General features: G+C 72.3%; 25 protein-coding genes and 1 tRNA gene. 13 read left to right on the forward strand and 13 right to left on the reverse strand.

The window, feature by feature from the left end; genetic code table 11:
* Positions 1-2085, reverse strand: a complete 2085-nt coding sequence (locus WFI16_RS22305) for a 3-hydroxyacyl-CoA dehydrogenase NAD-binding domain-containing protein (RefSeq protein WP_419900057.1) — start codon at positions 2083-2085, stop codon at positions 1-3.
* A gap of 134 nt (positions 2086-2219) precedes the next feature.
* Between WFI16_RS22305 and WFI16_RS22310 the strand changes: the two genes are divergently transcribed.
* The 4 genes from WFI16_RS22310 to WFI16_RS22325 all read left to right on the forward strand — a co-directional run bounded on the left by WFI16_RS22310 (position 2220) and on the right by WFI16_RS22325 (position 5572).
* Positions 2220-3026 (forward strand): IclR family transcriptional regulator, encoded by an 807-nt coding sequence (locus WFI16_RS22310; protein WP_419900058.1) that lies wholly within the window; start codon positions 2220-2222, stop codon positions 3024-3026.
* Positions 3026-3547: a histidine phosphatase family protein gene (locus WFI16_RS22315; RefSeq protein WP_419900059.1), complete on the forward strand. Its 522-nt coding sequence runs from the start codon at positions 3026-3028 to the stop codon at positions 3545-3547. Before WFI16_RS22310 ends, WFI16_RS22315 begins: the two co-directional genes overlap by 1 nt.
* On the forward strand, positions 3547-4452 hold the full coding sequence (locus WFI16_RS22320; protein WP_419900060.1) for a pirin family protein: 906 nt from the start codon (positions 3547-3549) through the stop codon (positions 4450-4452). The genes WFI16_RS22315 and WFI16_RS22320 overlap by 1 nt, the downstream gene beginning before the upstream one ends.
* A 94-nt stretch (positions 4453-4546) precedes the next feature.
* Complete coding sequence (locus WFI16_RS22325) at positions 4547-5572, forward strand: chemotaxis protein CheB (protein ID WP_419900061.1); 1026 nt, start codon at positions 4547-4549, stop codon at positions 5570-5572.
* Between the two features lie 44 nt (positions 5573-5616).
* Here the strand turns inward: WFI16_RS22325 and WFI16_RS22330 are convergent, their stop codons facing one another.
* Entirely contained in the window at positions 5617-5937 is a 321-nt protein-coding gene (locus tag WFI16_RS22330; RefSeq protein ID WP_419900062.1) for a hypothetical protein, read from the reverse strand.
* A gap of 311 nt (positions 5938-6248) precedes the next feature.
* Here WFI16_RS22330 and uvrB point away from each other — a divergent pair, with 311 nt between their 5' ends.
* Positions 6249-8435 carry an excinuclease ABC subunit UvrB gene (gene uvrB / locus WFI16_RS22335; RefSeq protein WP_419900063.1) on the forward strand — a complete coding sequence of 729 codons (2187 nt, stop codon included), beginning with the start codon at positions 6249-6251 and terminating at the stop codon, positions 8433-8435.
* A 43-nt stretch (positions 8436-8478) separates the two neighbouring features.
* Here uvrB and WFI16_RS22340 read toward each other — a convergent pair whose 3' ends face one another.
* The 3 genes from WFI16_RS22340 to WFI16_RS22350 form a co-directional block, all read right to left on the reverse strand.
* Positions 8479-10107, reverse strand: coding sequence for a hypothetical protein (locus WFI16_RS22340; protein WP_419900064.1), 1629 nt, complete (start codon positions 10105-10107; stop codon positions 8479-8481).
* Positions 10108-10245: 138 nt separating this feature from the next.
* Entirely contained in the window at positions 10246-10908 is a 663-nt protein-coding gene (locus tag WFI16_RS22345; protein ID WP_419900065.1) for a TVP38/TMEM64 family protein, read from the reverse strand.
* A gap of 89 nt (positions 10909-10997) precedes the next feature.
* A complete protein-coding gene (locus tag WFI16_RS22350; RefSeq protein WP_419900066.1) occupies positions 10998-11750 on the reverse strand; it encodes a glycosyltransferase family 2 protein in 753 nt (250 codons plus the stop codon).
* Positions 11751-12002: 252 nt separating this feature from the next.
* Between WFI16_RS22350 and WFI16_RS22355 the strand changes: the two genes are divergently transcribed.
* From WFI16_RS22355 to tldD, 3 genes are read left to right on the forward strand one after another with little or no spacing between them, the layout of a single operon-like run.
* Entirely contained in the window at positions 12003-13070 is a 1068-nt protein-coding gene (locus WFI16_RS22355; protein ID WP_419900067.1) for a COX15/CtaA family protein, read from the forward strand.
* The gene (locus WFI16_RS22360) at positions 13067-15337 is read left to right on the forward strand and encodes a sensor histidine kinase (RefSeq protein WP_419900068.1); all 2271 of its coding nucleotides are present in this window, start codon (positions 13067-13069) and stop codon (positions 15335-15337) included. The genes WFI16_RS22355 and WFI16_RS22360 overlap by 4 nt, the downstream gene beginning before the upstream one ends.
* Complete coding sequence (gene tldD / locus WFI16_RS22365; RefSeq protein ID WP_419900069.1) at positions 15334-16761, forward strand: metalloprotease TldD; 1428 nt, start codon at positions 15334-15336, stop codon at positions 16759-16761. The genes WFI16_RS22360 and tldD overlap by 4 nt, the downstream gene beginning before the upstream one ends.
* A gap of 88 nt (positions 16762-16849) precedes the next feature.
* Here the strand turns inward: tldD and WFI16_RS22370 are convergent, their stop codons facing one another.
* Genes WFI16_RS22370 through WFI16_RS22380 form a run of 3 tightly spaced genes read right to left on the reverse strand, consistent with a single transcriptional unit; the run spans position 16850 to position 19055 of the window.
* On the reverse strand, positions 16850-17362 hold the full coding sequence (locus WFI16_RS22370; protein WP_419900070.1) for a hypothetical protein: 513 nt from the start codon (positions 17360-17362) through the stop codon (positions 16850-16852).
* Positions 17363-17403: 41 nt separating this feature from the next.
* Entirely contained in the window at positions 17404-18156 is a 753-nt protein-coding gene (locus WFI16_RS22375; RefSeq protein WP_419900071.1) for a TerC family protein, read from the reverse strand.
* On the reverse strand, positions 18156-19055 hold the full coding sequence (locus WFI16_RS22380) for a lipid kinase (protein ID WP_419900072.1): 900 nt from the start codon (positions 19053-19055) through the stop codon (positions 18156-18158). The genes WFI16_RS22375 and WFI16_RS22380 overlap by 1 nt, the downstream gene beginning before the upstream one ends.
* A 169-nt stretch (positions 19056-19224) precedes the next feature.
* Between WFI16_RS22380 and WFI16_RS22385 the strand changes: the two genes are divergently transcribed.
* Positions 19225-19974, forward strand: coding sequence for a phosphatase PAP2 family protein (locus WFI16_RS22385; RefSeq protein WP_419900073.1), 750 nt, complete (start codon positions 19225-19227; stop codon positions 19972-19974).
* Here WFI16_RS22385 and WFI16_RS22390 read toward each other — a convergent pair.
* Positions 19937-20179 carry a hypothetical protein gene (locus WFI16_RS22390; RefSeq protein ID WP_419900074.1) on the reverse strand — a complete coding sequence of 81 codons (243 nt, stop codon included), beginning with the start codon at positions 20177-20179 and terminating at the stop codon, positions 19937-19939. The two genes, WFI16_RS22385 and WFI16_RS22390, sit on opposite strands and share 38 nt — an antisense overlap.
* 161 nt (positions 20180-20340) lie before the next feature.
* On the opposite strand from WFI16_RS22390, the gene WFI16_RS22395 reads away from it, so the two are divergent.
* Entirely contained in the window at positions 20341-21054 is a 714-nt protein-coding gene (locus tag WFI16_RS22395; protein ID WP_419900075.1) for a metallophosphoesterase, read from the forward strand.
* Between the two features lie 10 nt (positions 21055-21064).
* Here the strand turns inward: WFI16_RS22395 and WFI16_RS22400 are convergent, their stop codons facing one another.
* Positions 21065-21937, reverse strand: coding sequence for an exonuclease domain-containing protein (locus WFI16_RS22400; protein WP_419900076.1), 873 nt, complete (start codon positions 21935-21937; stop codon positions 21065-21067).
* 32 nt (positions 21938-21969) lie between these two features.
* The gene (locus WFI16_RS22405) at positions 21970-22617 is read right to left on the reverse strand and encodes a S24 family peptidase (RefSeq protein ID WP_419900077.1); all 648 of its coding nucleotides are present in this window, start codon (positions 22615-22617) and stop codon (positions 21970-21972) included.
* An 89-nt stretch (positions 22618-22706) separates the two neighbouring features.
* Here WFI16_RS22405 and WFI16_RS22410 point away from each other — a divergent pair, with 89 nt between their 5' ends.
* Positions 22707-23162 carry a hypothetical protein gene (locus tag WFI16_RS22410; protein WP_419900078.1) on the forward strand — a complete coding sequence of 152 codons (456 nt, stop codon included), beginning with the start codon at positions 22707-22709 and terminating at the stop codon, positions 23160-23162.
* Positions 23163-23250: 88 nt separating this feature from the next.
* Positions 23251-23322: transfer RNA gene (locus tag WFI16_RS22415), tRNA-Thr, on the forward strand.
* Positions 23323-23503: 181 nt separating this feature from the next.
* On the opposite strand, the gene WFI16_RS22420 is transcribed toward WFI16_RS22415, so the two are convergent.
* Positions 23504-23716, reverse strand: coding sequence for a hypothetical protein (locus tag WFI16_RS22420; protein WP_419900079.1), 213 nt, complete (start codon positions 23714-23716; stop codon positions 23504-23506).
* Between the two features lie 456 nt (positions 23717-24172).
* Between WFI16_RS22420 and WFI16_RS22425 the strand changes: the two genes are divergently transcribed.
* Positions 24173-25099, forward strand: coding sequence for a LysR family transcriptional regulator (locus WFI16_RS22425; RefSeq protein ID WP_419900080.1), 927 nt, complete (start codon positions 24173-24175; stop codon positions 25097-25099).
* A 1-nt stretch (position 25100) separates the two neighbouring features.
* Here the strand turns inward: WFI16_RS22425 and WFI16_RS22430 are convergent, their stop codons facing one another.
* A complete protein-coding gene (locus tag WFI16_RS22430; RefSeq protein ID WP_419900081.1) occupies positions 25101-25448 on the reverse strand; it encodes an antibiotic biosynthesis monooxygenase family protein in 348 nt (115 codons plus the stop codon).
* Between the last annotated feature and the right edge of the window lie 2 nt (positions 25449-25450).

Below are 25450 nucleotides of genomic sequence, written 5' to 3' on the forward strand. Positions count from 1 at the left end.
TCAGGCCGCCTTGGCCGATGCGGAGAAACCCTGGCCCTCGGCGGCGAGGCGGGCCAGCAGCGGCGCCGGCTTCAAGGTCTCGTCGCCGGTCTGCGCGGCATAGAAGGACAGCCGCTCGGCGACATGGGCCACGCCCACGGCATCGGCATGGTGCATCGGCCCGCCCTTCCAGGCCGGCCAGTTGTAGCCATAGAGCCAGACCACATCGATATCGCCCGGCCGCGCCGCGATGCCTTCCTCGAGGATGCGGGCGCCCTCGTTGATCATCGGATAGATCAGCCGCTCGGTGATCTCCTGCTGGGAAATCTGCCGGCGGGTGATGCCCTGCGCGGCCGAGGCGCGCTCGATCAGCGCCTGCACCTCGGGGTCGGGCTGGCCGGCGCGGGCGCCTTCCGGATAGGCGTAGTAGCCGCGCCCGGTCTTCTGGCCGAGCCGCCCGGCCTCGCAGAGCGCATCCGCCACCACGGCGCGGGTGCCATTGGCCTTGCGGATGCGCCAGCCGATGTCGAGGCCGGCGAGATCCGCCATGGCGAAGGGCCCCATGCGGAAGCCGAAATCGGTGAGCGCCTTGTCGACCTCGGCGGGGCTCGCCCCTTCCAGCAGCAGCCGCTCCGCCTGGGCGGTGCGCCGCGACAACATGCGGTTGCCGACGAAGCCGTAGCAGACGCCAACGACCACCGGCACCTTCTTCAGCTTTCGCGCGATCTCCACCGCCGTCGCCAGGGCACTGGAAGAAGTCTTTTCCGCGCGGACGATTTCCAGCAGCTTCATGACATTGGCCGGGCTGAAGAAATGCATGCCCAGCACGTCCTCGGCACGGCCGCTGGCCGCCGCCATGGCGTCGATGTCCAGGTAGGACGTGTTGCTGGCCAGCACCGTCCCGGGCTTCGTGATCTGGCCCAGTTTCGCAAAAATCTCTTTCTTCAGCTCGAGTTCCTCGAAGACCGCCTCGATCACGAGGTCCGCCTCCGAGGCCGCCTCCAGCCCGACGGCGCCCTCGATCAGCGCCAGGCGCTGGGCGCGGGCCTCCTCGGTCAGGCTGCCGCGCTTGACCGAGACGGCATAGATGTCGGCGATGCGCTTCTGGCCGCGCTCCAGCGCCGCGCTATCGGTCTCGATCATGCGGACCGGGATGCCGGCATTGGCGAAGTTCATGGCGATGCCGCCGCCCATGGTGCCGGCGCCGAGCACCGCCGCGCGCGCCACCGGCTTCGCCTTGGCGTCCTTCGGCTGGCCGGGGATGCGGGCGGCCTCGCGCTCGGCGAAGAAGACATGGCGCAGCGCCTTGCTGCGCGGATCGTCGCGCAGCTGCACGAAGAAGTCGCGCTCGGCCTGCAGCGCGGCCGGCATCGGCAGGTCGAAGCTGTTGCGCACCGACTGGATGATGGCGGCGACCTGCGGCTCCTCGGCGGCGCGCTTGGCCAGCGCCTCGGCCGCCTTCTCGAAGGCCTCGCGCGCGCCGGGCGCGTCCAGCCTGCCGCGATCGGCGTCGATCGGCGCGGGCAGCGGGCCGGCGGCGAGCTGCCGCACCTTTGCCTTGGCGGCCTCGAGAAGATCACCCTCGACCAGCGCGGTGGCCAGGCCCAGGGCCACGGCGCGCTGCGCATCGACCGGCTCGCCCGAGGCGATCATCGGCAGCGCCCGGTCGGCGCCGATCAGCCGCGGCGTGCGGACCGTGCCGCCGGCGCCGGGCAGGATGCCGAGCTTCACCTCCGGCAGGCCGAGCTGCGCGCGCGGCCCGACCAGCCGGGCATGGCAGCCCAGCGCCAGCTCCAGCCCGCCGCCGAAGGCGACGCCCTGGATGGCGGCGACCAGCGGCTTGGTGCTGGCCTGCATCGCCAGGATCACCTCGCCCAGCGCCGGCGGCACCGGGGGGCGGCCGAATTCGGTGATGTCGGCGCCGGCGACGAAGGCGCGGCCGGCGCCTTCCAGCACCATGCCGGTCACCGCGTCATCGGCCAGCGCCCGCGCCAGCGCCGCCTGCACGCCCTGGCGCACATCGGCGGAGAGCGCATTGACCGGCGCATGGTCGATGGTGGCGACGGCGATGCCGTCCTCGACGCGGTAGGACACGGTTCCGGCCATGGCTCTCTCCCCTTGCTTGGCAAGCGCTGCGGCGCTTATTCTGCATTGCAGAATTCAATTCTGCATTTGGTGGCTATCGGTCGCCCAAACCGCGCGGCGCGTCAAGCCACCGCCTTCGTTCCGGATGCCTGCCGATGCCCCGCCAACGCCGCCCCCGCGCCGCCGACGACACCCAGCCCGCCAGCGAGGACCGGCATTTCGTCACCGCCCTGGCGCGCGGGCTGGAGGTGCTGGGCTGCTTCCGCCGCGGCGAGGCGCTGCTCGGCAACCAGGAGATCGCGGCGCGCACCGGCCTGCCGAAATCCACCGTCTCGCGCCTGACCCACACGCTGACCGAGCTCGGCTTCCTGCACCACGTGCCGGCGATGGGCCGCTACCGACTCGGCATGGCGGTGCTGTCGCTCGGCAGCGCCATGCTGGGCGGGCTCGACATCCGCCGCATCGCGCGGCCGCTGCTGCAGGCGCTGGCGACCGAGACGCACAGCATCGTGGCGCTGGGCAGCCGCGACCGCATGGGCATGGTCTATCTGGAGCTGGCGCGCGGCGATGCCGCCGTCGCCGTCAACCTGGAGGCCGGCTCGCGCATCTCGCTGGGCAACAGCGCCATGGGCCGCGCCTGGCTGGCCGCCGCGACGCCCAGCGAGCGCGCCGCGCTGATCCCGCAGGCGCGCGACCCGGCGAAGCTGGAGGCGACCATCGCCCGGGCCCTGGCCGAGCAGGCGGAATTCGGCTGCTGCTGCTCCTTCGGCGACTGGCAGCCGGATGTGAACGCCATCGCCATGGGCTTCCAGCCGGGCGGCGGCCTGCCGCCGATGGTGGTGAATTGCGGCGCCCCCGCCTTCCTGGTCTCGCCGGAATACCTGCTGCAGGAGGCGCGGCCGCGGCTGCGCGCGGTGATGCGCAAGCTGGAGCATTGCATGGACCTGGCGATGACGGCCTGATGCGCGCGGCGCTGATCCGCCATTTCCCGGCCGTGGTGGCGCCGGGGATCTGCTACGGCCGGCTCGACCTGGCGCCGGGGGCGGGCGATGTGGCGGCGCTGCACCACGGGATCGCGACGGCCGGGCTCGACAGGGCGCCGATCTTCAGCAGCCCGGCGCGACGCTGCCGGGCGTTGGCCGAAGCACTCGCCGCCGGACGCGAGGTGACCTTCGACGAACGCCTGCTGGAGCTGGATTTCGGCGACTGGGAAGGCGTGGCCTGGGACGACATTCCCCGCGCCAATTTCGATGCCTGGGCCGCCGATGTTGAACGAAACGCGCCCCCCGGCGGCGAATCCGGCGCGGCCCTGCGCGCCCGCGTCGCGGCCTTCCATGCGGCGCTGCCGGAGGATAGCGTGGTGGTCAGCCATGGCGGCCCGTTGAAGCTGCTGGCCGCCCTGCTGCGCGGCGAGACGCCCGACCTGCTGGCGCCGAGCCCGCCGATGGGCGCGCTGGTCCTGGCCCCCCCGGAGGAAGCCTGATGCTCGATGCCGTCATCCTGCCGCGCAGCCACGACATCGGCGGCTTCGAGGTGCGCCGCGCCCTGCCGGCGAAGGAGCGCCGGATGATCGGCCCCTTCATCTTCTTCGACCAGATGGGGCCCGGCGAGTTCCTGACCGGCCAGGGGCTGGACGTGCGGCCGCATCCGCATATCGGGCTGGCGACGGTCACCTACCTGTTCCAGGGCGGCATCATCCACCGCGACAGCGTCGGCTCCCGCCAGGCGATCGCGCCGGGCGACGTCAACTGGATGACCGCCGGCCAGGGCATCGCCCATTCCGAGCGCAGCGATGCCGCCAGCCGGGCGCATCCCCGGCCGCTCTACGGCATCCAGTCCTGGGTCGCGCTGCCGGCGGCGCAGGAGGAGACGGCGCCGCGCTTCGCCCACCATGCCGCCGCCGAACTGCCCCGCCTCGAGGATGGCGGCGCCCGGCTGCGCCTGATCGCCGGCGAGGCCTTCGGCGCACGCGCGCCGGTGGAGACGCTGTGGCCGCTGTTCTATGCCGATGCCGCGCTCGACCCCGGCGCCCGCCTGCCGCTGCCGGACGGGCATGAGGAACGCGGCGTCTATCTGCTGGAAGGTTCCCTGGACATCGCCGGGGATATCCACGCGGCGGGCCGGATGCTGGTCTTCCGGGCCGGCGACCGCATTACCCTGACCGCCGGGCCGGAGGGGGCACGGCTGCTGCTGCTGGGCGGCGCGGTGATGGACGGGCCGCGCTTCCTGTTCTGGAACTTCGTCTCCTCGCGCCGCGACCGCATCGAGCAGGCCAAGGCCGACTGGCAGGCCGGCCGCTTCGGCGCCGTGGCCGAGGATCCCGGCCCGCCGATCCCGCTGCCCGCGCCGGTGCGGCTGCGCGCCGGCACCACGGAGAGCCCGCGTTAAGGACAGGCGGCCAGCATCCCGCGCCATCCACCGGCCGGGTTCCCTGTCGCCATGCATCGCGTCCTTCCCCTTCAGGGGCCCGGCTGAGCGCGCCATGCAGCGCCGCATCCGCGCCCTGGTGGTGGAGGAAGACGCGGCCCCCCGCCAGGCGCTGGCCGCCCTCCTGGCCGCCGACCGCGCCATCCGCCCGACCACCGCCGCCGACCCGCTGGCCGCCGCCCGCCAGCTGGAGCGCGACCCGCCCGACGTCATCCTGCTCGACGCCGCGCCGCAGCGGGTCGAGGGGCTGGCCGTGCTGAAGCGCGCGCTGGCGCGCCGCACCCTGCCGGTGGTGCTGTGCCTGGGCGCCAGCCGGCCCGCCCTGCTGCCCGCCATCCTGCCCGCCCTCCTGCTGGCCCTGGCCGAGGGCGAGGTGGCCGAGGTGCTGGTGAAGCCCTCCGCCACCGCCTCGCCCGACGACCAGGAAGACATCCGCGACCGGGTGCGGGCCGCGGCGGAAAGCGGGCTGCCGCGGCCGCCGCCGCTGCCCCTCCCCGCCCCGGCGGCGCCGCTGCGGCGCCCGGCGGTGGTCTGCCTCGGCGCCGCCACCGGCGGGCCGGCGGCGCTGCTGCGGCTGCTGCCCGCCCTGCCGCCCGCCTGCCCGCCGCTGGTGGTGGCCCTGCCGCTGCCGCCGCCGCTGGCCGGGGCGCTGGCCGCGCTGCTGGCGGCGCGCTGCCGCATCGCCGTGCGCGAGGCCCGGGAGGGCGACCTCCCCTGCCCCGGCGCGGCCCTGCTGGCGCCGCCCGGCCGCCACCTGCTGCTCGGCCCCGGGCTGCGCGTCACGCTGCAGGAGGCGCCGCCGCTGCAGGGCCGGCGGCCCTCGGTGGACCTGCTGTTCCGCTCGGCGGCGCACCATGCCGGCGCGGCGGCGATGGGGGTGCTGCTCAGCGGCCGCGGCGAGGACGGGGCGCAGGGGCTGCTGGCGCTGCGCGAGGCCGGCGCCGCCTGCCTGGTGCAGGACGAGGCCTGCTGCCGGCATGCCGGCATGCCGCGCGCCGCCCTCGCCCTGGGCGCGGCGACGCACAGCCTGCCGCTGGCGGGGCTGGCGGCCGCGATGCTCGGCGGAGGGAATGGGGGGTAGCCGGGGGTGGTCGGGGGGGCGCTCCGGGGGAAGCGCGGGGTGGCTCAGGCGGCGCGCATCCGGGCCATCTGCCGCCAGGCGGCCCGGCCGGCCGCGGCGACCACGCCGGCGGCATCCGGCAGCAGGGCGATGCGGATCAGGCTGTCGGCCTCGCTGAGGAGAAGGGAGATGCCGTCAGCCTCGCGCTGCACCAGCAGGGCGGTGTCGCCGCCCTCCCAGGCCTCGGGGGCCAGCAGCAGCGTCACCTCCCCCATGCTGCCGACATGCGGGAAGATCGTCCAGTTGCCGGCCAGGGCCCGCAGGCCGCTGGTGATGTCGGCGATCTCCGCCGAGGACAGGCGGGGTGCCGCGAAGGGATCGCACATTCTGTGCTCCTTGGCCGAGAGGCTGCCGGCCAGGGGCCGGCAAGCCGTGGGGCGACGGGGCGGGACCGATTCTGGCCGCGCCGATCAGGCGGCGGAGAATGCCGGCGAAACTGTGAAGAAAGCTTAAAGGATATGAACCTATCACGAAGATGTTAACTTATGTTCAAGGCATCGCCGTGAAACCCGCGGCAGCATGACGATGTTCATGCCATGTTCACGGAGCGCTGCGCCCCTCTGGTCGTGAGCCGGCGCTGGCCCCACATCGGGTGTCCGACCCTTGCCTGCCCCCCTTTGCCGAGCCGCGCCGCCGCATGAACCACATCATCCCCGCCGCCACCCCCTTCCTGCCACCGAAGCGCCCGGTCCCCTCCGGCAACCGGCGGCTGCAGGTGGTCTCGCCCTATGAGCCGGCCGGCGACCAGCCCACCGCCATCGGCCAGCTGGTCGAGGGGCTGAGCCAGGGTGAGCGCGACCAGGTGCTGCTCGGCGTCACCGGCTCGGGCAAGACCTTCACCATGGCCAAGGTGATCGAGGCGCAGCAGCGCCCGACCCTGATCCTGGCGCCAAACAAGACGCTGGCGGCGCAGCTCTATGGCGAGATGAAGCAGTTCTTCCCGGAGAACGCGGTCGAGTATTTCGTCAGCTACTACGACTACTACCAGCCGGAAGCCTATGTTCCGCGTTCCGACACCTACATTGAAAAAGACGCGCAGATCAACGAGCAGATCGACCGCATGCGCCATTCGGCGACGCAGGCGCTGCTCGAGCGCAACGACGTCATCATCGTCGCCTCGGTCTCCTGCATCTACGGCATCGGCTCGGTCGAGCTCTATTCCAACATGGTGGTCAAGCTGCAGGTCGGCGGCCGCATGGCGCGCGACCTGCTGGTGAAGGCGCTGGTCGAGCAGCAGTACCGCCGCAACGACGCCGCCTTCCAGCGCGGCACCTTCCGCGTCCGCGGCGAGACGGTCGACATCTGGCCGAGCCACCTGGAGGACCGCGCCTGGCGCATCTCCCTCTTCGGTGACGAGATCGACGGGTTGCGGGAATTCGACCCGCTGACCGGCGAGATCGCCGGCGAGATGGAGAATGTCGCCATCTACGCCAACAGCCACTACGTCACGCCGCGCCCGACGCTGCTGCAGGCGATCCGCGACATCCGCATCGAGCTGAAGCAGACGCTGGAACGGCTGAATGCCGAGGGCAAGCTGCTGGAAGCCCAGCGGCTGGAGCAGCGCACCACCTTCGACCTGGAGATGATGGAGACCACCGGCTCCTGCAAAGGCATCGAGAATTATTCCCGGTATCTGTCAGGGCGCGGGCCCGGGAATCCGCCGCCGACGCTGTTCGAGTACCTCCCCGAGAACGCGCTGCTGATCGTCGACGAAAGCCATGTCACCGTGCCGCAGATCGGCGGCATGTATCGCGGCGACTTCGCGCGCAAATCGGTCCTGGCCGAGTTCGGCTTCCGCCTGCCTTCCTGCATGGACAACCGGCCGCTGAAATTCGAGGAGTGGGACGCCTTCCGCCCCGACAGCATCTTCGTCAGTGCCACGCCCGGCGGCTGGGAGATGGAGCGGACCGGCGGCACCTTCGCCGAACAGGTCATCCGCCCGACCGGCCTGATCGACCCGCCGGTGGAGATCCGCCCGGTCGAGCGCCAGGTGGACGACCTGCTGGCCGAATGCCGCCTCGTCATGGAGAAGGGCGGCCGCGTGCTGGTCACGACGCTGACCAAGCGCATGGCCGAGGACCTGACCGAATACATGACGGAAGCGGGCATCAAGGTCCGCTACCTGCATTCCGACGTCGACACGCTCGAGCGCATCGAGATCATCCGCGACCTGCGCAAGGGCGTCTTCGACGTGCTGATCGGCATCAACCTGCTGCGCGAGGGGCTCGACATCCCGGAATGCGCGCTGGTCGCCATCCTGGACGCCGACAAGGAGGGCTTCCTCCGCTCCACCACCTCGCTGATCCAGACCATCGGCCGCGCCGCGCGCAATGCCGAGGGGCGCGTCGTGCTCTATGCCGACCGCATGACCGACAGCATGAGGCGGGCGCTGGAGGAGACCGACCGGCGCCGCAGCAAGCAGGCCGCCTACAATGCCGAGCACGGCATCACGCCGCAGACCATCATCCGCCAGATCAGCGACGTGCTGCAGTCGGTCTATGAGCAGGACTATGTCACCGTCGCGCCGACCGGCGCCGAGGAGGAAGGGCCCAGCCACTTCGTCGGCAAGGACCTGCGCGCCAGCATCGCCGAGCTGGAGCGCAAGATGCGCACCGCCGCCGCCGACCTGGAATTCGAGACCGCCGCCCGGCTGCGCGACGAGATCAAGCGGCTGGAGAATCTGGAGCTCGGGCTGCAGCCGAACGAGGCCGGCCGCTCGATGCAGGCGGCGACGCCGAAGCGCGACTGGAAGCCGAAGCCGCTCGGCCCCGGCGGCGGCGGCTACGACCCGGAGAAGAAGAAGGGCCGCGGCCGCCGCAAGTAGTTTTTCCGGTTGTCGCCGGCCGCTGGCCGGCGACGCGGGGCGCTCAGCCCAGGCGGGGCGCGGCGGGGCTGTCCGCCGTCTCCCGGCGGGTGAAGCGCAGCGCCCCGATGCGGATCAGCGCGCCGGGCAGCGGGCCGCCGATCAGGGTGAAGACCGCCTCGATCTCGCCGGTGTCGCTCGGATTGACGAAATCCTGCTCGAAACGCAGCACCTGGCCGGGCTGCAGCTCGCCCAGCGGCATCATCTGCTTGCCCAGCTCGCGCGCCGGAATGCCCTTCTGCACCCGCAGGTCGATGCGCTTGGCGCGCTGCACGGCCGGCGCCAGGGAGTTCGGCTCCGGCGCCGGGGCGGGCGGCACCTCCAGCAGGGTCAGCTCGGCCTGCACCGTCCAGTCGCCGCGCGGCAGCCGGACATAGGGGCCGAAGGACAGGGTGTTCTTGTCGCTGACCCGCACCTCCAGCGCGTCCCCGGCCACCCGGTTCTCCTGGTTGCTGCGCAGCTTCTCGACGCCGACCGCGAAGCTGGCCTCCTGGCTGAAGAACAGGCTGTGGAAATAGCGGCCGCTCGGCTGGCCGAGCTTCGGCTCGGTCGGCTCGACCTCGCCACGGCCGTGCAGCGGCACGCCGAGCGGCGGCAGGCGGCCCAGCTTGCGCTCGACGATGGCGCGGATCGCCTCGGTGTATTGCGGCAGGTATTTCTGGAAGAAGCCGCGGCGGGCGGCCTCGTCCTGCAGCGGCGGGCGCGGCGCGGCGTCCAGCACGGTCTGGAAGTCGGCCTCGGTGCGCAGCGGCACGACGTTGAAATGCGCGCCGAAATCCTCGCCCAGCAGCGCCCGGCGGTCGAGGCCGAGCAGCGTCACGTCGAGGCCCAGCGTCCAGGCCGGCAGCGCGCCATGCACGCGCAGCGAAATCAGGCTGTCGGCCGAGGCCAGGTAGCGGATGAAGGGCTCGGCATCGTCGAAGACGACATGCGGGATGCCGAGCTCGTCGAGCATCTGCACGTCCTGCTCGTCATGCGCGATGAAGATGCGGCTGGGATCGGCCTGCCACAGGCGGCGGTAGAAGGCGTGCACATCGGCATCCACCCGGTTCCAGAAGCTGGCGGTGCCGTTCAGCACCGAGACCATCTGCTGCGGCCGGCGGAACAGCGGCCGGGTCTCGAACAGCGCCGAGAAGAAGCCCGGGCAGGGCAGCGGCCGGTGCGCCACGCCGAGCTCGGTCATCACCGCCGAGCCGCCCATGTCGCGGCAGGTCAGCAGGTCGAAGCCGGCATAGCGGCGGTACCAGGCGGCGGAGCCCGCCTTCATGACGCGGCCGGCGAAGGCGGCGTCGCAGGCGGCACGGTCGGCCTCGAAAGCGTCGAAATAGAAGGCGCCGGCGCCGAGGTTCAGCTTCACCGGCACGTCGCTCTCGGCCAGCTCGGCGATGCGGCGGATGTTCTGGCTGACCTCGCGGTTCTGGGCGATCTGCGGCGTGCCGCAGACCACGGCGATGTCGGTGTCGGCCGGCAGCGGCGTGTTGTCGGTGAGGTAGCGGGTCTCCTCGACATGCGGGCCGATGGCGGCGCGCATGATGTTGCGCACGCCGCGATAGATCACCCGGTCGCCGACATTCATCAGCTCGCCGCCCGCCTTGTCCGGCAGCGTCAGGTAGGTGACCTTGATGGCGGACATGGAAGCTCCCGGTCGAGGGGTGGCGGGCAGGATAGCTTACGAAATTATAAGGCGAGGCCCTGGCCGGGCATAGAGCAGCGGGCGCCGGCCGGCGCCAGCCTCGGCGGCGCCCGGCAGCCGGTCACAGCTGCGCGAGGATCAGCCCTGGTCCTCGTCCATGGCGCGGCCGGCGCGGTGGCGGCGCAGCAGCCAGAAGCCGATGCCGGCGGAGCCGAGGAACAGCAGCGCGGCCAGCGCCAGCTGGGAGGAGCGGTCGACGGCGACGCCGGCGCCGGCCAGCGCGAAGATCGCCGTCTGCGGCAGGTAGCCGACCAGCGAGCCGGCCAGGAAGGCCAGGGCCGGGATGCCGGAGAGGCCGGCCAGCAGGTTGAGCGCCAGGTTGTTGCCGATCGGCAGCAGGCGCAGCGCCAGGGTCGCGCCGAAGGGGCTGGCGGCCAGGCTGTCGCGCAGCGGGCGCAGGCGGCGGCCGAAGCGGCCGGCCAGGCGGCGCTCGGCCCAGGCGCGGCCGACCAGGCGGGCCCAGCCATAGGCGGCGGCGCAGGAGAGGAGCTGCGCCAGCAGCGACAGGGCACCGCCGATGACGGGCCCGAAGACATAGCCGCCGAGGAAGGCGACGGCCTGGCGCGGCACGCCGACGGCGGCCGCCAGGCTGCCGACCAGGATGAAGACGGCCTCGCCCTTGAGGCTCTGTTCCAGGCCGAAGCGCTGCACCCAGGCCTCGGCTGCTTCCCCGCCCGGCGCCGCGCCGAGGGTGCGCAGCAGCCACCCCGCCAGCCCCAGCCCGACGGCCAGCGCCAGCACCTTGCCCAGGGAGTGGAGGGGATTCCTGGCGGGAGGTCCAGGAACCTCAGGTTCCTGGCGGGGAGAGTTTGAGAGGGGCGGAGCCCCTCTCAAGGCGTGACTTCCGTCGGTTCCGGCCGCTTCCAGCGTTTCTGCAGCCACATCACGCCGAGGATATCGGTAATCCCCACGGCGAGCCGGTCGAGCGTCCCGTAATTCGAGGTACCCTGCAGCCGCGGCCGGTGGTTGACCGGCTGCGAGACGACGCGCCCCCCCTGGCGGATGACCAGGGCGGGCAGGAAGCGGTGCATGTGGTCGAAGGCGGGCAGGCGCAGGAAGAGCTCGCGCGGGAAGAGCTTCAGCCCGCAGCCGGTGTCCGGCGTGGCATCCCCCAGCAGCTTCGCCCGGATGCGGTTGGCCCAGCGGGAGGAGAGGCGCTTGACCTGGGTGTCCTTGCGCCGGGTGCGCCAGCCGGCGACCAGCAGCGGGACCGCGCCGGTGGTTCCCTCGGGCGCCGCCTCGGCCTGGGCGAAGGTCCAGAGGGCGGGAATGTCGGCCGGGTCGTTCTGGCCGTCGCCGTCCAGCGTCGCGATCCAGGCGCCGCGGGCGGCGCGGACGCCGCTGACGATGGCCGCCGACTGGCCGCAGGAGCGCGGGTGGCGCAGCGTCCGCAGCGTCGGGGTGGTCGCCATCAGCCCGGCCAGCGTCGCCGCCGTCGCGTCGGTCGAGCCGTCGTCGACATAGATGATCTCGTGCGGGATGGCGGCCAGCGCCGCGCTGATCTCGGCGACCAGCGGGGCGATGTTGGGCGCCTCGTTGCGCACCGGGATGACGACCGAAAGGCTGGGAGGGGCTGCGGACATGCCGTGGTTCTCGGCTGCGGCGGGACGCGGATGGTCCGGCAGGGTCGGGGTGAAGGCGCGCCGGGGTAGCAGGCAGGGCCGCCCGGAACAAGAGCGGGCGGGTCAGGGTTGCAAGGCGCGGCCGGCAGGGCAAGGGCCGGCCCCGCCGGCGGGGCCGGGACCGGCGCGGCGCGGCTGGGGCAAAGCGTCCCCTTGCCGCCGGGGTCCGGCATGCCACCTCTGGCGCTCCAGACATGCTACAGTGACCCCGCCATGCCCTTCGATTCCACGCCCCCCGCCCCTTCCGACCGGAACCTTTCCAACCGCCGCGCCCTCGGCCTCTGGCTGCTGGTGGTGGCCGGGCTGATCTGGGCGATGGTGGCGCTGGGGGGGGCGACGCGGCTGACCGGCTCCGGCCTGTCGATCATGGAATGGGCGCCGCTGTCGGGGGCGCTGCCGCCGCTGTCGCAGGCCGAGTGGCAACGGCTCTACGACCTCTACCGCACCATCCCGCAGTACGAGCTGGTCAATGCCGGCTTCGGCATCGAGGGCTTCAAGCAGATCTTCTGGCTGGAATGGGCGCACCGGCTGTGGGGGCGGATGCTGGGGCTGGCCTTCGCCCTGCCGCTGCTCTGGTTCTGGTGGCGCGGGCGGATCCCGAAGGGGCTGGGGCCGCGGCTGGTGCTGCTGCTGCTGCTGGGCGGCGCGCAGGGCGGGGTCGGCTGGTTCATGGTCGCCTCCGGCTTCGACGCCGACCGCACCGCGGTCTCGCCCTACCGGCTGGTGGCGCATCTGGGGCTGGCGCTGCTGCTCTACAGCGTCGTGCTGTGGACGGCGCTGTCGCTGCTGCGGCCGGAACGCAGCGGCCCGCGTGAGCCGGCCGGGCTGCGGCGGCTGGCGCATCTGACCGCCGGGATGGTGGTGCTGACCATGCTGGCCGGCGGCTTCGTCGCCGGGCTGAAGGCGGGGCTGACCTACAACACCTTCCCGCTGATGGATGGCGAATGGGTGCCGCCGGGCTATGCCCAGCTGTCGCCCTTCCTGCGCAATTTCACCGCCAACATCGCCGCGGTGCAGTTCAACCACCGGCTGCTGGCGACGCTGACCGGCCTCGCCGCGCTGGCCGCCGCCGCCTGGGGCCGGCGCGCCCTGGCGCCCGGCTTCGCGCGCAGCGCGCTGCTGGCGCTGGGCGGGACGGTGGCGCTGCAATACGTCCTGGGCGTCGCCACCCTGCTGCTGGTGGTGCCGGTCTGGCTGGGCACGCTGCACCAGGCGGTCGCGGTCGGCGTGCTGAGCGCCGTGCTGGCGGCGCTGCATGGCTTGCGGCCGGCGCGGCCGTGAACGCCTTCCCGTCCGCCACGCCGGAGGCCGAGGCCCGCGGCGCGCTCTGGCTGGCGACGCTGCAGGCCCTGCCCAGCCCGGTGCTGGTGATCGACGGCGGCGGCCGGCTGCAGCTGATCAACGCGGCGATGCTGGCCGTGCTCGGCCTGCCGGCGAGCGTGCCGATGCAGGGCCGCCCGGTCGCCGAGGTGATCCGGCTGCTGGCCTTCCGCGGCTTCTACGGCCCCGGCGACCCGGAGGCGCTGGCCGCGCTGGTGCTGGCCATGGACCGCAGCCGGCTGACCCGGCGCAGCCTGCGCACGGCGGATGGACGCTGGCTCGACATCACCTCGACCCCGCTGCCCGATGGCGGCTGGGTCAGCCATGCGGTGGAGACCACGGCGCAGCATGCCGAGGCGGCCGCGGCGGCGGAGCGGCTGCGCCAGGCGCGCGAGGCGCTGCGGCTGCTGCCGGTCGGCGTCGGGCTGTACGACGCGGAGCACCGGCTGCTGCTGTTCAACGAGGCCTATGAGCAGATCCTGTCGCTGCCGCCGGGAACGCTGCAGCCGGGGCTGTCGTTCCGCGCCATCGTCGCCGCCCTCCTGCATCACCAGAAGGTGGACGAGCCCGGGCAGGAGCTGTTCGAGGCGCGCATCACCCTCGACCGCTCGGTGCGGCAGGAATCGCTGCGGCAGCGGGCGGATGGCCGCTCGATCCGCTCGATCAGCCTGCCGGTGGCCGGCGGCGGCTTCCTGGTGGCGCTGGAAGACGTGACGACGCTGCGCGCGGCCGAGAACGAGGCGAAGCGCCGGGCGGCGCTGCTGGACGGGGTATTGGCGGCGCTGCCGCACGGGGTCTGCGTCTATGGCGCCGACCAGCGCCTCTCCCTGGTGAATGCCGCCTATCGCCGGCTGATGCCGGAAGCCGGGGCGCAGCCGGGCGAGCATCTGCGCGACCTCATCCGCCGCAGGATGCAAGGCGCCTTCGTGCCGGATCCGGCCGATACGGAAGAGATCGTCTATCGCCGGCAGTTCGACTTCGGCTCCGGCCCGCACAAGCGGGTGCGGCGCGACGGGGTGGTGCTGTCGGGCCGCACCGCGGCGCTGCCCGATGGCGGGCATATCTCGGTGGTGAGCGACGTCACCGCGCTGCAGCAGGCCGAGATGGCCGCGCAGCAGCGGGCCGACCTGCTGCAGGCGATGCTGGATTCGCTGCGGCTCGGCGTCATCCTGTTCGACCGGCGGCACCGCGTGGTCGCCTCCAACGCGCTGGCCGAGCGGATGACCGGGCTGACGCGCGACGAGCTGGCGCCCGGCACCTCGCTCGACCGGCTGCGCGACCTGCAATATGCGCGCGGCGAATTCGGCCGCGGGCCGGAGGCGGACCGCATCTACCGCGCCCGCGCGGTCGGCGCCGTGCCGCGGCTGGACCGTTTCAGCCGCACCCGCTTCGACGGCACGGTGATCGAGGTCAGCACCGACCCGACGCCGGATGGCGGCTATGTCCGCATCTATGCCGATGTCACCGAGGAGAAGCGCGGCCGCATCGCGCTGGAGCGCGCCCGCGCCGCCGCCGAGGAGGCGGACATGGCCAAGGGCCGCTTCCTGGCGACCATGAGCCACGAGCTGCGCACCCCGCTGAACGCGGTGATCGGCTTCTCCGAGGCGCTGGCGGCGGAGGACGGGCCGCCGCATGTCGTCGAATTCGCCACCGCCATCCTGGAGGCGGGCCGCCACCTGCTGTCGCTGATCGACGAGCTGCTGACGGTGGCGCAGACCGGCGCCGGCGCCGTGCCGGTGGAGACCCGGCCGCTGTTCCTGCCCAGCGTGCTGGAAGGCGCCATCCGCCTGATGCGGCAGCAGGCCGAGGCGGGCGGGGTGGCGCTGACCCTGGCGCCACTGCCCGCGGGGCTGCCGCGCGCCCAGGCGGAGGAGCGGCGGCTGCGCCAGGTGCTGATCAACCTGGTGGCCAATGCGGTGAAGTTCACCCCCGCCGGCGGCAGCGTCACGGTCCTGGCCGAGGCCTTGCCGGAAGGGGGGGTGGAGATCCAGGTGAAGGACACCGGCATCGGCATCGATGCCGGCCAGGTGGAGCGCGCCTTCGAGCCCTTCGTGCAGCTGGAGGCCAGCCACACGCGGCGCTATGGCGGCTCCGGCTTAGGGCTGTATCTGGCGCGCGCCCTGGCGCAATCGATGGACGCCACGCTGGTGCTGGACAGCATCCGCGGCGAAGGCACGGTGGCCCGGCTGCGGCTGGCCCCCGCGCGCAGACAGGAGCAGACGGCATGAGCGCGATCGAGACCACGGACCGGCTGTTCTTCCAGGCGCTGGACCGCGCCGCCGCCGAGCGGCAGGTGCAGTCCGCCCTGTCCGGCGCCGAGGATGGCGAGCTGTTCCTCGAATATGTGGAGAGCGAGGCGGTCAGCCTGGATGACGGCCGCATCCGCAGCGCCAGCTTCGACGCGACGCGCGGCTTCGGGTTGCGCGCGGTGGCCGGCGAGGCCTCGGGCTATGCGCATGGCGGCGAGATCTCGGAGGCCGCGCTGGCGCGCGCCGCCGCCACCGTCCGCGCCGTCGCCAGCGGGCATTCCGGCGAGCTGGCCGCGGCGCCGCGGGCGACCAATGCCCGGCTCTATGACGACGCCAATCCGCTGGCGGCGATGGCATTCCCGGCCAAGACCGCGCTGCTGGCCGAGATCGACGCCTATGCCCGCGCCCGCGATCCGCGCGTCACCCAGGTGATGGCGAGCCTGACCGGCAACTGGCAGGCGGTGCGCATCCTGCGCGGCGACGGCAGCGGCACCGCCGACCTGCGGCCGCTGGTGCGGCTGAATGTCAGCGTCGTGGTCGAGGCCCATGGCCGGCGCGAGAGCGGCAGCCACGGCATGGGCGGCCGCTTCGGCTATGACCGGATCGTCGCGCCCGAGCAGTGGAAGGCCGCGGTCGACGAGGCGCTGCGCCAGGCGGTGCTGAACCTCGACGCGATCCCGGCGCCGGCCGGCGAGATGGAGGTGGTGCTCGGCCCGGGCTGGCCCGGCATCCTGCTGCATGAGGCGATCGGCCACGGGCTGGAGGGCGACTTCAACCGCAAGCAGACCTCGGCCTTCGCCGGGCTGCTCGGCACCCGCATCGCCGCCCCAGGCGTGACGGTGGTGGATGACGGCACCATCCCCGACCGCCGCGGCTCGATCACCGTGGATGACGAGGGCACGCCCTCCGGCCGCACCGTGTTGATCGAGGATGGCATCCTGGTCGGCTTCCTGCAGGACCGGCAGAATGCCCGGCTGATGGGCGTGGCGCCGACCGGCAATGGCCGCCGCCAGAGCCATGCGCACACGCCGATGCCGCGCATGACCAACACGGTGATGCTGGGCGGCGACCGCGATCCGGGCGAGATCCTGGCCAGCGTGAAGCGCGGCATCTGGGGGGTGAACTTCGCCGGCGGCCAGGTGGACATCACCAGCGGCAAGTTCGTCTTCAGCATGTCCGAGGCCTATCTGGTCGAGGACGGCAAAGTCGTCGCCCCGGTGAAGGGCGCCATGCTGATCGGCAACGGGCCGGAGGCGCTGACCAAGGTCAGCATGATCGGCAACGACCTGGCGCTGGATCCGGGGATCGGCACCTGCGGCAAGCAGGGCCAGGGCGTGCCCGTCGGTGTCGGGCAGCCGACCTTGAAGATGACGGGACTAACGATCGGCGGAACAGCGGTTTGAGATCTTCAGTTTGGCGCCCCGCCTCAGGCCATAGGCGGGACGCCAACTGAAAAAAGTTTTTTGGTTCTTTTTTCCTAAAAAAGAACCCTCAGCTATCCTTCTTCCCCTGAAAATCCCTGCCCTGCTGCGATACGCTGCCGACGCGCCGCGGGTCGATGGTCCCTTCCACCGCCTGGCTTTCCACCGGATTCATCCCGTGGCGCGCGGTGCGGCGGCTGGTCGGGTGGCGGTGCAGCCGGGCGGCGCGCTTCATGGCCAGGGCGCGGCGGGTGATCTCGCCCTGGGTCTCCGGCGTTTCCGGCTGGCGCGACAATTCCTTGTTCACCCGCTTCAGCGCCGAGGCGAAGACCTGCTTCTTGCGGGTCAGCCCCTCGGGCGCGACCTCGGGGTTGGTGCCGCGCGGCTCGGCCTTGCCGCGCTGGGCGCGGCGGCGTTCCCGCGCGACGTCGCGGGCCTTGCCGCGGTAGTCGCGCAGCTGCCGTGCCAGCTCGACCAGGGCAGGCCGCTCCAGGCTGCACAGGGCCGGGTAGTGGCTGCGGGCCACCAGCTCGAATTCCTGACCGGTCAGCAGGCGGCGCTCGATGGCGATGGGCAGGCTCATGCGTCTCTCCTCTTTGCGTGATCGGCAAAGATGACAACGCGTTAATCTTTGGAAGGGTTGCCTCCGCGCCGGGCGGCCCGGCGCGACAGCATGTTCAGCCCCTCGACGACCACCGAGAAGGCCATGGCCGCGTAGATATAGCCCTTGGGCACATGCGCCCCCATGCCCTCGGCGATCAGCGTCATGCCGATCATCATCAGGAAGGCCAGGGCCAGCATCACCACGGTGGGGTTGCGCTTGATGAATTCCGCCAGCGGATTGGCGGCCAGCAGCATGACGGTCACGGCGACCAGCACGGCGATGACCATGATCGGCACATGCGGCGTCATGCCGACCGCGGTGATGATGCTGTCGACCGAGAAGACCAGGTCCAGCAGCAGGATCTGCACGATGGCGGCGCCGTAGCCCAGCGTCGCGCCCTTGCCGTCGAACATGTCGCCCTCGGCCGGCGGGTCGACATTGTGGTGGATCTCCTTGGTCGCCTTCCAGACCAGGAACAGGCCGCCGGCGATCAGGATCAGGTCGCGCCAGGAGAAGGCATGGCCGAAGACCTCGAAGACCGGGGCGGTGGCGCGCACGATCAGCGCCACGGTGCCGAGCAGCGCGAGGCGCATCACCAGCGCCAGGCCGATGCCGATGCGCCGCGCCTTCTCCTGCTGGTGCGCCGGCAGCTTGTTGGTGATGATCGAGATGAAGATGAGGTTGTCGATGCCGAGCACGACCTCCATCGCCACCAGCGAGACCAGCGCGATCCAGACCGCCGGATCGGCGGCCAGCGTCATCAGGGCGTCCATCACGAGAAGCTCCCCTCGGGGCGGTCGGCGGGCACGAAGACCCGGACCGCCTTCGGCAGCAGCCGGAAGCGGGCGGGGGTATGGGTGTTGATCTCGCCATCGGTGTTGACCGGCATACGGCGCCGGGTGCGCACCTCGCAGGCGGTAGTCGGAAAGGCGCGGACGTCCTTCCACTGGCCCTGGGTGCCGCGGCGCAGCGCCGGCAGCAGCGCCAGCAGCCGCCACCAATGGTCGAGCTCCAGGCTGTAGAGGTCAAGCTTCCCGTCATCGGGGCGGGCGTCGCTCTGCACCGTCATGCCGCCGCCATAGTGGCGGCCATTGCCGACCGACACCTGGATGGTGCGGACGCGCTCGACCTTGCCGTCATGCGCCAGCCAGGCGGTGAAGGGGCGCACCCGGCGCAGCAGGCGGAAGGCGGCCAGCGCATAGCCGAGCTTGCCCCAGCGCTTCTTCTCGTCCTGCCCCAGCCCGGCGGCGAGCTGCGCGCTGAAGCCGATGCTGGCGACGTTGAAATAGGGCAGGCCATTGACCTCGCCGAGGTCGATCGGCCGGGTCAGGCCACCGGCGATGATGCGGGCGGCCTCCACCGGGTCGGGCGGGATCTCCAGGCTGCGGGCCAGATCATTGGCGGTGCCGAGCGGCAGGATGCCGAAGGGCAGGCCGGTCTCGATCAGCGCCGGCGCGGCGGCGTTCAGCGTGCCGTCGCCGCCGCCCAGGATGACGGCGGTGAAGCCCTCCCCCGCCCGGGCGCGGATCACCTCGGCGGCGGTCTGGCCGGGCTGGAAGCCATGCTCGGCCAGCTGCCAGCCGGCCTGGCGCAGCACCGCCAGCGCCGCGTCGATGGCCGCGCCACCGTTGCGGGCCTGTCGGTTGACGATCAGCAGGGCATGCTGGGCCATGCGGCGGGGATTCCGACAAAGGGGGGCGGCGTGACCGTGGCAGAACGCGGCCCGACTGCGAAGGATGCAGGCGCGCCTCGGCCCGGAAGAAACAATGCCGCCAGAAACAATGCCGCCGCCCCGGCTTTATCCCCGGGCTTCACCGTGGCGGCAGGCGAGGGGGACGGGCATGCAGGGCTGGATCAGGCGGCGGGCGCAGGGCTTCGGCTGGGGGCAATTCGTCATGCTGGCGGCGCTGCTGGCCTGCGCCGGCTCGCTGCTCGGCTTCGCCGCGCTGGTCGACGAGACCTTCGAAGGCGATACCCATGCCTTCGACGAGGGCATCCTGCTGGCGCTGCGCAACCCGGCCGATACCGCGGACCCGATCGGGCCCTTCTGGCTCGAGATCATGATGCGCGACTTCACCTCGCTCGGCAGCCACGCGGTGCTGCTGCTGATCGGGGTGCTGTCCTTCGGCTACCTGCTGCTGGCGCGGAAGCGGCTGTCGGCCGGACTGCTGCTGGTGTCCTTCGCCGGCGCGATGGCGCTGAACTCGCTGCTGAAGCAGGGCTTCGACCGGCCGCGCCCGGAGCTGGTGGCGCATCTGGCCGAGGTGCACACGGCCAGCTTTCCCTCCGGCCATGCGATGCTCTCGGCCGCCTGCTACCTGACGCTGGGCACGCTGCTGGCCGGCGTGGCGCAGGGGCGGCGGCTGAAGGCCTATCTGCTGGGAACGGCGATCCTGCTGACCCTGCTGGTCGGCGGCAGCCGGGTCTATCTCGGCGTGCACTGGCCGACCGATGTGCTGGCGGGCTGGTGCCTGGGGGCGGCCTGGGCGATGGGCTGCTGGCTGGCGCTGCGCGGCTGGCTGGCCTGGCGCGGCACCACCGGCAGCGGGCCGGTCAGGCCGGCAGCGACTCAGCCGCCGGGCGACGCATGAACCACAGCATCTCATGCATGTAGATCATGGCATCCCGCAGGGCATGACGGTCGGCGCCGGGCCGCGCCTTCAGCTCCAGCTCCAGCATGGCCAGGAGCTGGGCCGCCAGGCGCAGGTCCTGGTCGTCGGCGGCCTGATGCGCCGCCAGCAGCAGGCGGCGCCCGAGGCTGAGCGGCGGACGATGCAGGACGGGGGTGCAGCGCATGGTCTCGCCTCCTCTGACGGCGGCGGCGTCTTGCCACAGACTCCGTTGCGGCGGGGCAGCGAACTTGGCGTCCCGGCCATGCTGAGGGCGCATGATATTCCGTAAGGCATGCAGAAAATGTCCGGTCGCCAGCCGTGGCAGGGCGGGCCTAGGCTGGGCTCATGCTCTGCTTCGACCCTGCCCCGGCCAGCCTGCCCCCCGGCGAGCGGCTCTACGCCATCGGTGACCTGCATGGCTGCGCTGGCCGCCTGGCCGCGCTGCACGCCCGCATCGCCGAGGATCTCGAGGCCCGCCCGGTCGCCCGCGCCACGCTGCTGCATCTGGGCGACTATATCGACAAGGGGGATGACAGCGCCGGCGTGCTCGCCTTCCTGGCCCGGGCCGCCGCGCCGCCGGGGCTGCAGGCGGTCTGCCTCACCGGCAACCACGAGGCGGCGCTGCTGGCGGCGCTCGAGGGCGCGCCGGGGGATGTCGCCGACTGGCTCTGGTGCGGCGGCCGGGCGACGCTGGCCAGCTACGGGCTGGACCCGGCGGCCGGCCCGGCCGGATGGGCCGGCGGGATCCCGGCCGCGCATCTGGACTTCCTGCGCGGGCTGCGCCGCAGCCACCGCGCCGGCAGCTATTTCTTCGTCCATGCCGGGGTGCGGCCCGGGGTGGCGCTGGACGACCAGGCGCCCGAGGACCTGATCCGGATCCGGCAGCCCTTCCTCTCCAGCGAGGCGCGGCACGGCGCCGTGGTGGTGCACGGCCATACCGCGCGCGCCGAGCCGGAGGTGCGGCACAACCGCATCAACCTGGACACCGCCGCCTGGTCCGGCGGGCCGCTGACCTGCGGCGTCTTCGAGGCGGACCGGCTGGGCTTCCTGTTCGGCTAGCAGGCTCCGGCTAGAAGGGTTCGGCCAGCAGCGCCAGGAAGCCGGCCTCGTCGAGCAGGCGCGGGCCGGCGCCGGCCTCCTGCAGCGCGGCGATGCTGCGCAGCTTGGCGCGGCCCGGCCCGGCGCCGAGCGCCACGAAATCCGTCAACCCGTTCACCGTCATCTGGCGGCGGGCGCCGGCGGCCAGCAGCGCCGCCTCGGCCTCGTCGCGGGTCATCGAGCGGAACTCGCCGGTGATCACCACCCGGCTGCCGGCGAGGCCGGCGCGGGGCGGCCGCGGCTTCGGCACCCTCGCGCGGAGCGGCGCCGCGGGCAGGCCGCGCGCATTCGACGGCGGCAGCAGGCCGCAGGGCAGGTCCGGCGGCAGCCCGTCCAGCGCCCGCAGCACGGCGGCGGCCAGCAGCGCATCCTCGAAGGCACCATGCACCGCGCCCTGGCGGCGCAGGCCGAGCGTGGCGATGACCGCATCCAGCCCGCCCTTGCCGCCTTCCGGCCGCCGCTGCCATTCGCGGAGCGTGCAGCGCCCGCCCCGCCTCATGTCCAGCGCCGGCGCGCCGTGCAGCGAGAACTCGCGGTCGAGCATGCGGCGGTCGAAGTCGAGATTGTGCGCCACCAGACGCGCATCGGCGAAGAACATGCGGACCTCGTCCAGATGCTCGACGAAGCCCGGCTGGCGGGAGAGGAAGGCCGTCGTCAGGCCATGCACCCGCTCGGCCGCCCAATGGCTGGCGCGCCTCGGGTTGAAGACCAGGTGCAGCGCCTGGCGGAAGGCGAGATCGGGCCCCAGCCGCACCGCGCCGAGCGAGACCACCCGGTCCTCGGCGCCGAGGCCGGTGGTCTCGGTGTCGAAGACGACGATGTCGCAGTCCATGGTGACGCTCATGCAGCCGGAGATAGCAGAAGCACCGGCCCCGGTCAGGGCTTGGCGCGACGGCGGCGCTTGTCCTGGAACTGCACCGGCGCCGCCCAGTCGATGGCGACATCGGGCATCGGTGGCGCGTTGTAGCTCTGCAGCGTGTAGCGGCCGGGTTGGGCCCCGGGCGTGACCCGCTTGATGTAGATCGGCCCGTCGCGCAGCTTCACGATGCATTCGTTGTAGAGGCAGCCGTCACGGTCGAAGCCCGCCTCGCGCGAATAATAGAGAATGTCGCCATCCCAGAAGGCGGGGAACATGCTGTCGCCGCGCACCACGACGGCGACGGTGCCGGGCTCGGCGCCCGGCGGCGGGTCGGCCTGTTCCAGGCCGGCGCCCAGCGCCGCGTCGTCGAAGGGCAGCACCTGCTCGCCGGCGCCGATATAGCCGACCACGGGCACGCTGGCCGGCGGCGGCGCCGGCAGCACCGCGGCCGGCACCGTGATGCCGCTATAGGCCGAGAGCTTGCCCAGGGTGCGCGCCGACAGGGTGTGGCGCACCGGCGAGTTCAGGAAGCGCGTCAGGGTGGAGGGCGTCAGCTTCGCCGCCCGCGCCAGCTCCGACGGGGTCAGGCCGGTCGCCTTCAGCATCTGCTCCAGCAGCCGCTTGGCCGCCTGCTGCTGCTCGTCCAGGGGAGCCTCTGGCCTCACGCTTATGTTCCGTTTTCGTTCTTGTAGATTTGCAATTATGCAAATAGCGTCAGCCCATGCAAGTCCCCCCTGTGCCGGAGCCCCGCCCGATGGATTCTCTGCCGGTTGAGCCGCCACCGGGCGCCAGCGTCTGGGGCACCGGCGCCTTCGGCCTCGGTGCTTGGCTGCTGCTGCAGCTCTGGCAGGCCTGGCGCGGCGGGCGGCAGGAGCGCCGCGCCAGCCAGGCCGCCCGCGATGCTCGGCTGGAGGCCGAGATCACCCGCCTCACCGCCCTGCGCGAGGCCGAGCTGCGGCTGATCGCCGCCGAGCGCCGGCGCTGGGCGGCGGATCTGGCCGCCGCCCGCGCGGCGCGCCAGGCCGCCGAGGACGAGCGCGACCTGGCCCTGGCGCAGGCACGCCGCCAGCGCGAAGCCTGCCTCGGCCTGCTGCGCGAGCTGGGACCGGCGCTCCATGCCAGCCTGGCCCCGCCCGCCGAGACGCCGCACCCGCTGGCGCGTCCCCTGGCGAGCCCCCGGGCGAGCCCCCTGGCGCGCCGCCAGGGGTGAAAGCCGGGGACGCGATCGGGGATTGCTGCGCCCGGACAAAGGCGGCAATAGAGGCGGGCCGGACCGGGTCTTCGCATCCTCTGGCCGGGCCGGGTTAGCACAGCGGTAGTGCAGCGGTTTTGTAAACCGAAGGTCGGGGGTTCGATCCCCTCACCCGGCAATCCCCCCACAGGATTTGTCCAGAGATCGCGCCGGGGCGCCGGCTTCGGCCCGGCAGGTCTCCTCCGGACATCGCGCCGATCCAGGGCGCCGTGCCGGAGCCGGCCGGATGTCCGGCCCGGCCCGCTGGGCAACAAGCCGGGCCGCCTCAGCCCGTCACGGCATCAGCCCGGCGGCCACCTTCAATGCCGTGCCCCGCTGAAGAAATCGTCGCGAAGCTTGGCTGCTTCGGCCCAGAGAAGGGCCGCGGGACTGAAGAGAATCGGCTGGCGATCCAGCGTTCGCTGCAACAGGAGGAAGGCCTCCTCGGCCTTGCCACCCCCGGCCTTCACCAGCTTCTCGATCTCGGCGACCAGGGTCTGCACGGCGTCCTCAGCGGCGGTGACATCCGTCACGATGTGCTCCCTGCGTTTCATCCACCTGCAAGATGAACGCCTGACTGCATCTCCCGCTACCCCAAATTGTCGATTCATCGCATCCACAACCTGTGAGGTTCACGGGCGGCGGGAACGCGCGTCCCGCGTCCAGAGCGGCGGCGCCCGCCCGAAACCGGCGCGATGCGACGGCCGAAGGTGGCCAGGCCCCTGTTTTCCCGGCCCCACCCCCCCCTGCGACGGGCCAGGATGCGCTCTGCCTGAGCACGGCATCTTGAAGAGGGGAGCCGGCCGCTGCGCAGGGACCCGTCAGGGCGGGCGGCCCCGCAGGATGGCGGCACCCGCCCAGGTTGTGCCGGAGGGGCAGCGGAAAGGCCGCTCGCTTCGTCCGGAAGCGGGCGAAGGGCGGTGGCGCCATCATCCATCCTTGGTAAGCTGGGTTCTCTGATTCCGGTGATCGCCACAGGTGATGGAAAAATGGATCCGCTGACCCTTGACCAGCTTCGTGTCCTGGTCGCCGTGGCCGACAGTGGCGGGTTCTCCGCCGCCGCCCGGCGGCTCGGCCGGGCGCAGTCGGCGATCAGCCAGAGCATCCAGGCGCTGGAGGCGCATCTGCGCCTGAAGCTGTTCGACCGCAGCACCAAGCTGCCGAAGCTGACCGAGCCGGGCCAGGCGATCCTGGCCGAGGCGCGGCGCCTGCTGAAATCGGCCGAGATGCTGCGGGCGCGGGCCGACAGCATCGCCGGCGGGCTGGAGCCCGAGCTGTCGCTCTCGGTCAATCCGCTGCTGCCGGCGAAGCCGGCCATGGCAGCGCTGCACGGGTTGAAGAAGGAGTTCCCCACCCTGCCGGTGACGCTGCTGACCGAGGGCATCGGCGCGCCGGAGCGGCATCTGCGCGACGGCACGGTGCAGCTCGCCATCTATCCGGTGGAGGAGATCGCGCATCTCGATCTCGAGGCCGAGATGCTGATGATGGTGGAGATGGTCCCCGTCGTGCTGGCCAGCCACCCGCTGGCGGCCGAGCCCGGGCCGATCAGCCGCGCGGTGATCGCCGAGCATGTGCAGCTGATCCTGACCGATGGCTCGCCGCGCGGCGGCTGGTCCCGGGGCGTGCTCAGCCCGCGCACCTGGCGCTTCGCCGACCTCAACACCCGCATGAAGTTCCTGCTCGAGGGGTTCGGCTGGTGCCACATGCCGAAGCACGAGGCGATGCCGCTGATCGCCGAGGGCCGGCTGAAGCGGCTGCAGATGCAGGAGCATGACGGCTTCAGCCTGGCGCTGCACGTGGTGCACGAGCGCGGCCGCCTGCCGGGCCAGGCCGGCCGCTGGCTGATCGCCCGGCTGCGCCAGGAGCTGGCCGCGGCCGAGCTCTGCCCGCCGGTCAGCGCCGGGACCGCGGCCTAGCTCAGGCCTCCGGCAGGATCATCGCGGTCGCCCCCGGCAGGGCGACCGTCTGGATGACGTCGAAACCCTCGAAGGAAGGCGGGCCGAGATAGAGCGGCTTGCTCTGCCCGGCGCCGCGATGCGCCAGGCGGAAGGCCTCCGACCGGGTCCATTCCTCGAAATCGGCACGGCTCCGCCAGATGGTGTGCGAGGCGTAGAGGGTGTGGTCGTCGCGCGCGGGCCCGCGCAGCAGGTGGAACTCGACGAAGCCGGGCACCTTGTGCAGATGCGATTCCCGGCTGGTCCAGACCGTCTCGAAATCGGCTTCCAGCCCCTTGATCACCTGGAAGCGGTTCATCGCCACGAACATCT

The sequence above is a fragment of the Roseomonas sp. USHLN139 genome (assembly GCF_037145735.1).
Lineage (GTDB): Bacteria > Pseudomonadota > Alphaproteobacteria > Acetobacterales > Acetobacteraceae > Pseudoroseomonas.

Coding starts and splice junctions, on each gene's coding strand:
- WFI16_RS22400 (WP_419900076.1), bottom strand. CDS start 21,937: ATGAGCGTCACCATGGACTGCGACATCGTCGTCTTCGACACCGAGACC.
- WFI16_RS22410 (WP_419900078.1), top strand. CDS start 22,707: ATGGATTCTCTGCCGGTTGAGCCGCCACCGGGCGCCAGCGTCTGGGGC.
- tldD (WP_419900069.1), top strand. CDS start 15,334: ATGAGCGCGATCGAGACCACGGACCGGCTGTTCTTCCAGGCGCTGGAC.
- WFI16_RS22320 (WP_419900060.1), top strand. CDS start 3,547: ATGCTCGATGCCGTCATCCTGCCGCGCAGCCACGACATCGGCGGCTTC.
- WFI16_RS22390 (WP_419900074.1), bottom strand. CDS start 20,179: ATGCGCTGCACCCCCGTCCTGCATCGTCCGCCGCTCAGCCTCGGGCGC.
- WFI16_RS22350 (WP_419900066.1), bottom strand. CDS start 11,750: ATGTCCGCAGCCCCTCCCAGCCTTTCGGTCGTCATCCCGGTGCGCAAC.
- WFI16_RS22395 (WP_419900075.1), top strand. CDS start 20,341: ATGCTCTGCTTCGACCCTGCCCCGGCCAGCCTGCCCCCCGGCGAGCGG.
- WFI16_RS22330 (WP_419900062.1), bottom strand. CDS start 5,937: ATGTGCGATCCCTTCGCGGCACCCCGCCTGTCCTCGGCGGAGATCGCC.
- WFI16_RS22385 (WP_419900073.1), top strand. CDS start 19,225: ATGCAGGGCTGGATCAGGCGGCGGGCGCAGGGCTTCGGCTGGGGGCAA.
- WFI16_RS22375 (WP_419900071.1), bottom strand. CDS start 18,156: ATGGACGCCCTGATGACGCTGGCCGCCGATCCGGCGGTCTGGATCGCG.
- WFI16_RS22355 (WP_419900067.1), top strand. CDS start 12,003: ATGCCCTTCGATTCCACGCCCCCCGCCCCTTCCGACCGGAACCTTTCC.
- WFI16_RS22340 (WP_419900064.1), bottom strand. CDS start 10,107: ATGTCCGCCATCAAGGTCACCTACCTGACGCTGCCGGACAAGGCGGGC.
- WFI16_RS22305 (WP_419900057.1), bottom strand. CDS start 2,085: ATGGCCGGAACCGTGTCCTACCGCGTCGAGGACGGCATCGCCGTCGCC.
- WFI16_RS22430 (WP_419900081.1), bottom strand. CDS start 25,448: ATGTTCGTGGCGATGAACCGCTTCCAGGTGATCAAGGGGCTGGAAGCC.
- uvrB (WP_419900063.1), top strand. CDS start 6,249: ATGAACCACATCATCCCCGCCGCCACCCCCTTCCTGCCACCGAAGCGC.
- WFI16_RS22315 (WP_419900059.1), top strand. CDS start 3,026: ATGCGCGCGGCGCTGATCCGCCATTTCCCGGCCGTGGTGGCGCCGGGG.
- WFI16_RS22370 (WP_419900070.1), bottom strand. CDS start 17,362: ATGAGCCTGCCCATCGCCATCGAGCGCCGCCTGCTGACCGGTCAGGAA.
- WFI16_RS22325 (WP_419900061.1), top strand. CDS start 4,547: ATGCAGCGCCGCATCCGCGCCCTGGTGGTGGAGGAAGACGCGGCCCCC.
- WFI16_RS22425 (WP_419900080.1), top strand. CDS start 24,173: ATGGATCCGCTGACCCTTGACCAGCTTCGTGTCCTGGTCGCCGTGGCC.
- WFI16_RS22310 (WP_419900058.1), top strand. CDS start 2,220: ATGCCCCGCCAACGCCGCCCCCGCGCCGCCGACGACACCCAGCCCGCC.
- WFI16_RS22380 (WP_419900072.1), bottom strand. CDS start 19,055: ATGGCCCAGCATGCCCTGCTGATCGTCAACCGACAGGCCCGCAACGGT.